Source organism: Methanococcoides seepicolus, from assembly GCF_023684405.1.
GTDB classification, from domain to species: domain Archaea; phylum Halobacteriota; class Methanosarcinia; order Methanosarcinales; family Methanosarcinaceae; genus Methanococcoides; species Methanococcoides seepicolus.
In genome coordinates this window covers 1-8,051 of sequence record NZ_JAGSOI010000080.1, presented here as the reverse complement: position 1 = coordinate 8,051, position 8,051 = coordinate 1, and the positions used below count along the sequence as shown (strand labels likewise).

Annotated in this window: 8 protein-coding genes and 1 pseudogene; 1 reads left to right on the top strand and 8 read right to left on the bottom strand. The window is 43.1% G+C overall.

Going from position 1 to position 8,051, the window contains the following annotated elements:
• Nucleotides 1–120: 120 nt before the first annotated feature.
• From KDK67_RS12865 to KDK67_RS14480, 8 genes are all read right to left on the bottom strand, one after another.
• Nucleotides 121–528 carry a 30S ribosomal protein S6e gene (locus tag KDK67_RS12865; protein ID WP_250869209.1) on the bottom strand — a complete coding sequence of 136 codons (408 nt, stop codon included), beginning with the start codon at nt 526–528 and terminating at the stop codon, nt 121–123.
• Nucleotides 529–618: 90 nt separating this feature from the next.
• On the bottom strand, nt 619–2,394 hold the full coding sequence (gene infB, locus KDK67_RS12860; protein WP_250867578.1) for a translation initiation factor IF-2: 1,776 nt from the start codon (nt 2,392–2,394) through the stop codon (nt 619–621).
• A 155-nt stretch (nt 2,395–2,549) separates the two neighbouring features.
• Entirely contained in the window at nt 2,550–2,999 is a 450-nt protein-coding gene (gene ndk, locus KDK67_RS12855) for a nucleoside-diphosphate kinase (protein WP_250867577.1), read from the bottom strand.
• A gap of 14 nt (nt 3,000–3,013) precedes the next feature.
• Complete coding sequence (locus tag KDK67_RS12850; RefSeq protein ID WP_011498393.1) at nt 3,014–3,202, bottom strand: 50S ribosomal protein L24e; 189 nt, start codon at nt 3,200–3,202, stop codon at nt 3,014–3,016.
• A 5-nt stretch (nt 3,203–3,207) separates the two neighbouring features.
• Nucleotides 3,208–3,423 carry a 30S ribosomal protein S28e gene (locus KDK67_RS12845; protein WP_172366828.1) on the bottom strand — a complete coding sequence of 72 codons (216 nt, stop codon included), beginning with the start codon at nt 3,421–3,423 and terminating at the stop codon, nt 3,208–3,210.
• A gap of 22 nt (nt 3,424–3,445) precedes the next feature.
• Entirely contained in the window at nt 3,446–3,799 is a 354-nt protein-coding gene (gene rpl7ae / locus KDK67_RS12840; protein ID WP_250867575.1) for a 50S ribosomal protein L7Ae, read from the bottom strand.
• A 225-nt stretch (nt 3,800–4,024) separates the two neighbouring features.
• A complete protein-coding gene (locus KDK67_RS12835; RefSeq protein WP_250869208.1) occupies nt 4,025–4,870 on the bottom strand; it encodes a hypothetical protein in 846 nt (281 codons plus the stop codon).
• A 145-nt stretch (nt 4,871–5,015) separates the two neighbouring features.
• Nucleotides 5,016–7,550, bottom strand: coding sequence for a PAS domain-containing protein (locus tag KDK67_RS14480; protein WP_250867583.1), 2,535 nt, complete (start codon nt 7,548–7,550; stop codon nt 5,016–5,018).
• Between the two features lie 295 nt (nt 7,551–7,845).
• Here KDK67_RS14480 and KDK67_RS12825 point away from each other — a divergent pair.
• Nucleotides 7,846–8,051: pseudogene (locus KDK67_RS12825) on the top strand (hypothetical protein); the annotation flags it as partial.

The window sequence follows — 8,051 nt, the reverse complement described above, 5'->3', positions numbered from 1 at the left end:
CGTCAAGAAGAAAGCACTCATCGATGTTGGGCTGGACTCACCAAAATATACAAGATCAAAATAATACAAGGTAAATAAAATTAATTAAAAAAAAAGAATTAAAAAGGAGAGTGACGAATATCACTCTGCTTGTGCTTCAACGTCTTCTGAACCGCCACCAAGGATCTCTGCAATGGTCTTGTCAGAGTATCCTGTAACTTTGGTGTTGATCTGGGTAATGTCAGGAGCAATCTCGCTTCCACGAAGGAATTTCCTTCGGCGTACGCCTTTTGCTACTGGTGAATATCCTACACCCTTTGCAATGAGGATCTTTTGCCTCTTTGGACCTGGAAGGGTTGGGCTCATTACGAAACCACTGTTGTCGGTACCGCCTGTAATGGTTAGTGTGTAACCATCCAGACCTACTGTTGCGCCATCTACTGTCTGACCAATAGATCTTCCAATGTACTGGTTTGCTTCAGCTCCAGTAATGTCGAACTGGTAGGTCTTTGTTTTTGGATCTGAAACTACAATTTTAAAATCTGCCATGATTTGCCTCCAATATGTTTGAATAAATTCGTATTTAAAGTTAGCTTAAGCCTGTATATGAATTACAGGTATTTATTTTGCATCCATCGATCATTTCGCCCAGAATGGGTTATCCCTTCTTTTTATATCCAAGAAGGAGTCAAGTGCTTCTAATTCATCCGCCGAAAGTGAATCGTAAAGTTCGTGCTCAAGTATCTTAGCATGCCTTTCAGGTATGTTCGCATAGAGAACATCGCCTTCGTTTATCTGTCTGCCCACTGTAGGGCCATCGATAGACATCGCAACCTCCATGCCGATAGTAGCAACACTTACGTTCTCGCCCCGTGATTGCAAGCCTTTTACAATTCCCACTACAGTACCATCGCCTGTCGTAACATCGACCTTCGTCTTGATGGTACCACCTATTACCCGTACACCTACAACAGCAGGTTTGCTCTGTCTGAACACACAGTCAGGCATAATAGTGAACATAGCGGGTTTGACAATTGTCTCGGAAACGGCCTTTTCGGATATAGCCCGCTGTTCCTTTACCCAATCCCTATAGTCATCTATCAAACGGTAGATGACATCGTTCATGAACACCTTGACGCCAGTGGATCGTACTTTTTCTTTGGCATCAGGAAGGATATTGACATTAAACCCTACAATAACAGAATGGAACGGATCTTCGATAGCGAAAGCTTCCATAATGTCCCTGTTGGAAATATCACCCACATCTGCTTTGCGAATAGGGATATCCTCTTTTTTAAGTTCATTCACAAGAGCTTCAAGAGAGCCAATTGTATCGGCTTTGATAGTAATACCACTCTGATCGGTATCGATCTGGACATCTTCGACCTCATTACGCACCTCTTCAACAACAGCATCCAGTGTTTCAGCAGTAGCTACCCTAACTGAACCTCCGGACAATGCACCATCGAGATGAGGAGCTGAGATCTTAACACCAACTGCAGCAGTAACCTTACTGACCTGCTTGAACTTATCTTCAACATTGATCTCTGAAAGAGCACGTGGTTTTAGGATAGCACGAACTTTTGTCTGTATAGGTTCACCCAAACATCCAACAACTATCGTATCACCTTTTTTCAGCACTCCATCATACAGGATAAGATCAAGGGTGGTACCAAGTCCACGCTCTTCTTTGACCTCCAGAACAGTACCCACACCGGGCCCTTCTGCATTATAATGAAGATTCGATTCAAGGAATCTCTGCGCCAGTCCCAGCAGAACCATCAGGAGATCAGGAATACCTTCACCTGTGATAGCACTGATAGGAATAACACCGATATTATGCTGGAAATCGTTTACACGGTCATATCGATCAGAACTGAAACCATTGCTATACAGTTCACCCACGACCTCATAGAACTTGGTGTCAAGGCTTCCCCTTACGTGTTCGCTCTGCTTATTGTAAGACGTCATGAAAGGAGCACCTTTTTGAGGGTTCCAACCATGAATCTTGTCGATCTTGTTCGCCACAACAACGAACGGGGTCTTATGCTGTTGCAAAATATTCAGGCTCTCGATCGTCTGTGGTTTAAAACCTTCATTGATATCAACGATAACAACGGCAAGGTCTGCAAGAGCACCGCCACGACTCCTCAAAGTAGTGAACGCATGATGTCCAGGCGTATCAATGAAAAGAAGTCCAGGAACCATGAACTTGTCAAGTAGGCCTGGATTCCCACATTTTTCCACAATAGCACTTATAGGAACTTCGGTTGCACCAATGTGCTGGGTGATAGCTCCAGCTTCTCCGGATACAACTGCACTTCCACGTATCATGTCAAGCAGTGAGGTCTTGCCGTGATCCACATGCCCCATAACACAAACGATAGGAGTTCGTAAGTTATCTTTTACAACCATGACACAACTCTCTCTGAAATCCTGTTGAATTCATTAATATTAAAAAAAACATTCAGGAGCGTTAGTACATAACATACTAACAATGAAAGAGGACCGAATTATCGGCCTCTTGTCCCTGAATGTTATTCGATCTTCAGATGTCTGATCCTTTCGAATCACTCATACAACCATTCATCATCTGCTCGTGGATAGCCGGAGATCTCAGACTCTTCAAAGTGAAGAGCTATCTCACGCTCTGCTGATTCCGGAGCATCTGATGCATGGACAACATTTCTACCCATATCAACTGTAAGATCGCCACGGATAGTTCCAGGCAATGCATCGACAGGATTTGTTGCACCATTGATCGCACGCATGATCTTGATCGCATTATTGCCTTCAATGACCATCGAAACAGATGGGCCTGAAGTGACAAAGGATACGAGGGGACCGAAGAAAGGCCTTTCGGAGTGCTCTTTGTAGTGCTCCTTTGCGGCCGCCTCGGTCATCACATTCATCCTTAATGCTGCGATCTTAAGACCTTTTTTCTCGATTCTTGAGACGATCTCTCCAACAAGACAGCGCTGAACGCCATCTGGTTTGACCATAACATAGGTTCGTTCCATCAGATTCACCAACATTAGGCTTTCTTCAGGTAGATCCTACCCTGTTCTGTCCAGACAGTACGTCTTGGAAGTCTTCCAAGATCGAAGTTGCCCTTACATTTGGAAGAACAGAAATAATATGTGGATCCGTCCCTCTTTGCAAAAAGGAGACCCGTACCCGGCTCAAGCAACTCTCCGCAAAATGAACATTTTCTCTGTTCCATTATCATCACCTGGTAGTTAGTTTCTTAGCCTCTCTGGATGTCTCCATAAGCATGAAAACATCAGCAATTCTCACTGGACCAACGCAGTTTCTTGTAATGATCCTACCCTTGTCACGACCTTCAAGAACCCTGCACTGAATCTGGCTGGCTTCACCATGCATACCGGTGTTACCGATCACGTCGATAACCTCAGCTGCAAAACCCATATCATCATCTGCCATTCGGGATACCTCCAGTCAATGATTATTTGAGTGCAGCGACTTTCTGTGCAACGTCTTCTACAAGTTCGCTGCCCTTTCCTGCATCAGTGATCACAACAGCTGCACAGCCCACACCAATTCCACATGCTGCACCAAGTTCTTTCTGCTGTTTTACAAAAATGTATGGTGTGTTCTTTTCTTCGCAAAGAGCTGGAATATGAGCAACGATCTCGGATGGCTCAATGTCAGCTGCGATTACCGCAAGCTTTGTGATGCCTCTTTCGATAGCTTTTGTTGCTTCGTTGGTACCTTTCTTTACCTTACCGGTGTCTCTTGCGAGTTCGATTGCTTCAAGTGCTTTATCTGCTAATTCGTCAGGAACTTCAAATTTAACCATATTTATATCTCCTTCGAAACCGCCCTTATCTGCGGTCTGTCATTATTCATTGTAATTAACATCAGCAATGCACATTCACTCACAAATGAGCATATGTTGCATCAACCAAAGTATTTGGTATGAATCGCCACAGTCACATATATAGCTTGCGCCAAAATGCCTGATAGCTCACCAAAGACATATGCAGAACAGAATATAAAAAAGAAAAACGAGGTGAGAACAAGCTCACCAAGCAGGCTCACCCAAGAAAGTATAGAAATCTGAAGAATCTAAGGTAACGGTCACCTTCAAAATATCTTCCTGAGACTCTATATCATAGTCCAGACCCTTATCAGGACCTTCAGCTGCATAAGCAGTTATATTGTTGCGAGTACCATCTGTCGGATTAAGATAGACAGTAGTACGTGACAAACGTGAATCATCAAGGAACATCAGATCAAGGTAATACTGATCTGCAAACCCATCATTCACGACCATAACTTGCTGTATAGGTGCACCCGGCTCCACGAACTCCATCAACCTGCTGAAATCTGATGATGCATTAGCATCGCCTTCCATGACATCCAGAACATCCTCTAACCGATCCTGCTGACCAAAGAGCATAGGATTGCCTATTACATTATACAGGTCGCTACCGCGTGAAGCGAAATAGTATCCATTATACGCATCCTCTGAAAGATAATAAGGGAAAGCAATGACCTCAGGGTTTATCACATGCATATTGAAACTGTGCTGGTTAGCATATTCTGCAGAGTACAACTTAGTGACCTGAACTCCATATACTGAATCCAACTGTGACGTATTACCCATCATAAGGTAAAGTGGTGTATCCCTTATGCTGTCAATGTCAACATACTCTGCAAATGCCACCCCTTCAGGTGTCACTGCAAGACCATCAGCAAGGGAATTCAGCTCATGATCCACATGTTCACCGGGAATAGATTCAAAGCCAGCGGCATCCACAACCGAATTATCCGCAGTCTCCCCATTCGAGCCTCCACTGAAGAAAAAAGGCATGATTGACATGACCATTATAACCGCCAAAAAAATGGCTATATATTTTGTATTCATTTATACTCTCCAAAAAATCGATGCATTATCGTATCTAATATGTAAAGCAATTATCTACATAATCATATATAAAGACTATTTATCTACTCCAAAAATAAAAAAATAGGGCAGACAATATAGCCCGATCCATCAGTCCATAAACCAATCAGTCAATAAGCCTTGATGAAGCCATAATACAAGGCTGTCCCGACCATTCTCCACAGACAAGCTTTGTTTCGACCCCGACCAGAAAACCACCCGCACCCACCATGACAGTCTCATAGACTAATTTTTCCCCAACCCGGGCACTCGAAAGCATAGAATCAACATTGTCCCATTCCCCATCAGGATGAAGCTCAAGGTAATGCATATCTGAAATATCCCCATCAGAAAGTTTCAGACCTTCCATAAGCATCTTATTTGCATAGAGGACATATCCATCCATGTCCAGTACCACCAATATCTCATCCACCATATCAACAAGGGACTGAAGGTCCTTGTACTTCTTAGAATCATTTGAATCCGAGCGGATCTTTGAAATGACCACACCGATCTGGGTAGCAATGGTCTCAAGGGAATTGCGTGCATCGGCAGGGATCTCATATTCGGAATGCGAGGATAAGCAAAGCGCTGCAATGATCTTCCCATCATGTTTCACAGGGATTATACCGGTAGCATGCAAACCCTCGTACTGGGAGCTCTCACCAGTAGTAATAGCACTGAGCTCCGAATGATGTTTGTAAACCGGTTGCCCGGTCATCACAAGACGGTTCTGCACAGAATTCTTTCCAAACACCGAAATGTCCTTCACAAAACGCTCTGAAAGACCTTTATGCGCCACAAGCCTCAGATCCCCAGTTGCTTCATCAAAAAGATACAATCTTCCAGAATCCACCGGCTCGACCTTTAAGCTGAATTCAAGCATCTGTTCAAAGGTTTCCTCAAGACTATGCGCAGAACTTAGAACACTATCAAGATCAAATTGCATATGCATAAAATCATCAGAATGTTTACGGTCAGTAACATCCACAATGATACCCTGCATATAAGCGACATTCCCATCTTCATCGTGCTTGATGAACGTTCTTTCATCCACCCATCGTATATCACCGAACTTGGTCAATACACGATATTCCTGATTAAAATCTATAAAACCTGCATCTATCCTCTTAGAAAGCTCCTTTTGCACCCTATCAAGATCATAAGGATGTACAATATCAGCATACACAAACCTTCCCGAAATAAAATCATCCACCGAATAACCAAACTGGGTCACATTTTCTGAAACGAACTCAACCGGCCAATCAGGGTCAGCGCGCCAAAGGAAGACAACCGCAGGACTATTCTTAATGACATCCCCCAGGATCTTCTGTATGTCAAGAGAACGACGTAGTTCTTCATCCACCCCCCTATGAAGGAGAATACTCCACATCCCCTGCATCAGAAGTGTGACCTGACGCACATCGGAAAGATCATAATTATCAGTCTTATTGGCAAGCCCTACAAGAGCAACGATCTTGTCCCTTTCAAATATAGGAACGCTCAAAAACCGATCGATCCTCATATGCCCTTCAGGATATCCCCTTTTAGAAGGATTCTCTTCTGAATCATCATTTACTATGATCGGCAACCTCTGTTTCAGAGATTCACCCCATAACCCAACATCGACCACATGTGACTGAAGTTTCTTTTTGTTCAGAGAACATTCATTCGTAACGCCCTCAGACCATGAATCAGTCGTGATGACACTTTCATCATCGCTCATGAATGCCAGATATCCGATCTTGCTATTAGTCAGTCTTACGACCTCATCCCTGGCAAAATCAATAATGTCCTGAATGGAAGCATCCGTCATCTGGTACAAACATAACAGCGCTTCAATACGTTTTTCTTCACTATGAAGTGCATTCTCGATCTTCTTCCTCCCAGTGATATCAAGAATGATACCCTGGAGATATGTCACATTGCCCAGTGGATCGTGTTGTATCTGAGTCCTTTCATCGACCCAGCGCACTTCTCCAGTCTTTGTGAGGATACGATACTCCTGGAAGAAATCAGAATATCCACCCTCAGTACACTTGGAAACTCCTGCACGAACACGGTCAATATCATCAGGATGTACAATATCACCATAGACCAATTTTCCCGAGATGAAATCTCCCACCGAATAACCGAACATATCAATGTTCTTCGATACGAACTCCACGGGCCAATCCTTTTCTGCCCTCCATAGAAATACAACTACCGGACTGGAATTGATAACGGTCTGAAGCGCTTTGTTCATACCAAGAGCACCATCAAGCAAAGCAATATCGTCCATCCTTTGCTCAGTAATATCCAGAATGATACCATGATAGAACTGGATAGAACCGGAATCATCAAAATGAGCGGACGTCCTTTCATCGACCCATCGAATATCCCCGGCCTTTGTGAGAATACGATATCGGAGGTTGAAATTGCGGTCTTTATCATCCATATGAAGAGACGTTTCAGATATTACATGATCAACATCATCGGGATGAATAATATCAACATAACGAAACTTTCCGGTGATCAGATCTTTTGCACCATACCCGAATTGTGAGATGTTCTCGGAAACGAACTCCACGGGCCAGCCCACTTCCGCCCTCCATAAAAAGACAACCGCAGGGCTGGAATTTATAACAGATTTAAAAACCTCTTCCCGGGATGCCGCATCAATAGTAGATACTTTTGCACCGCCTACATTCGTTTTTTTGGCACTGATGCGATCAACTCCATAATTACTGCTAGATGATACTGTTCATTAATGTTGCTCATAAAGTAATAAGATAAAAGACATATTTATACATTGATGAGTGAGCATCCAAAATGACAGTTTATTTTATATAAATTTCTGATACGTTAAAATAAATTAGCCTTATGTGGATAAATGTGAAGAGTACGCCAAACCAAACCACTTACTACCTCAACGCCATTGCAAAAAGTATATCACTGGACACCGGATATTTCAATATATGAATAATATCAAGGACATGTTCCAGCAGGCATCTTACAAAAGAAAACTAAAACAAATGGTCAAGAACGCTGAAAGCACCTATGGAAAAGGTTATGTGCTACATGAGATCGGACGATTTGAAGACGCGCTGGAAAAATATGATGAAGCAGCATCCATATGGGAAGAACTACAACAAGAGCTGCTGCAAAACGAAATGGATGATGA

Bases quoted from the DNA above. Each gene is read 5' to 3' on its own strand.
- KDK67_RS12865 (WP_250869209.1), bottom strand. From the start codon at position 528: ATGGCAGATTTTAAAATTGTAGTTTCAGATCCAAAAACAAAGACCTAC.
- infB (WP_250867578.1), bottom strand. From the start codon at position 2,394: ATGGTTGTAAAAGATAACTTACGAACTCCTATCGTTTGTGTTATGGGG.
- ndk (WP_250867577.1), bottom strand. From the start codon at position 2,999: ATGGAACGAACCTATGTTATGGTCAAACCAGATGGCGTTCAGCGCTGT.
- KDK67_RS12850 (WP_011498393.1), bottom strand. From the start codon at position 3,202: ATGGAACAGAGAAAATGTTCATTTTGCGGAGAGTTGCTTGAGCCGGGT.
- KDK67_RS12845 (WP_172366828.1), bottom strand. From the start codon at position 3,423: ATGGCAGATGATGATATGGGTTTTGCAGCTGAGGTTATCGACGTGATC.
- rpl7ae (WP_250867575.1), bottom strand. From the start codon at position 3,799: ATGGTTAAATTTGAAGTTCCTGACGAATTAGCAGATAAAGCACTTGAA.
- KDK67_RS12835 (WP_250869208.1), bottom strand. From the start codon at position 4,870: ATGAATACAAAATATATAGCCATTTTTTTGGCGGTTATAATGGTCATG.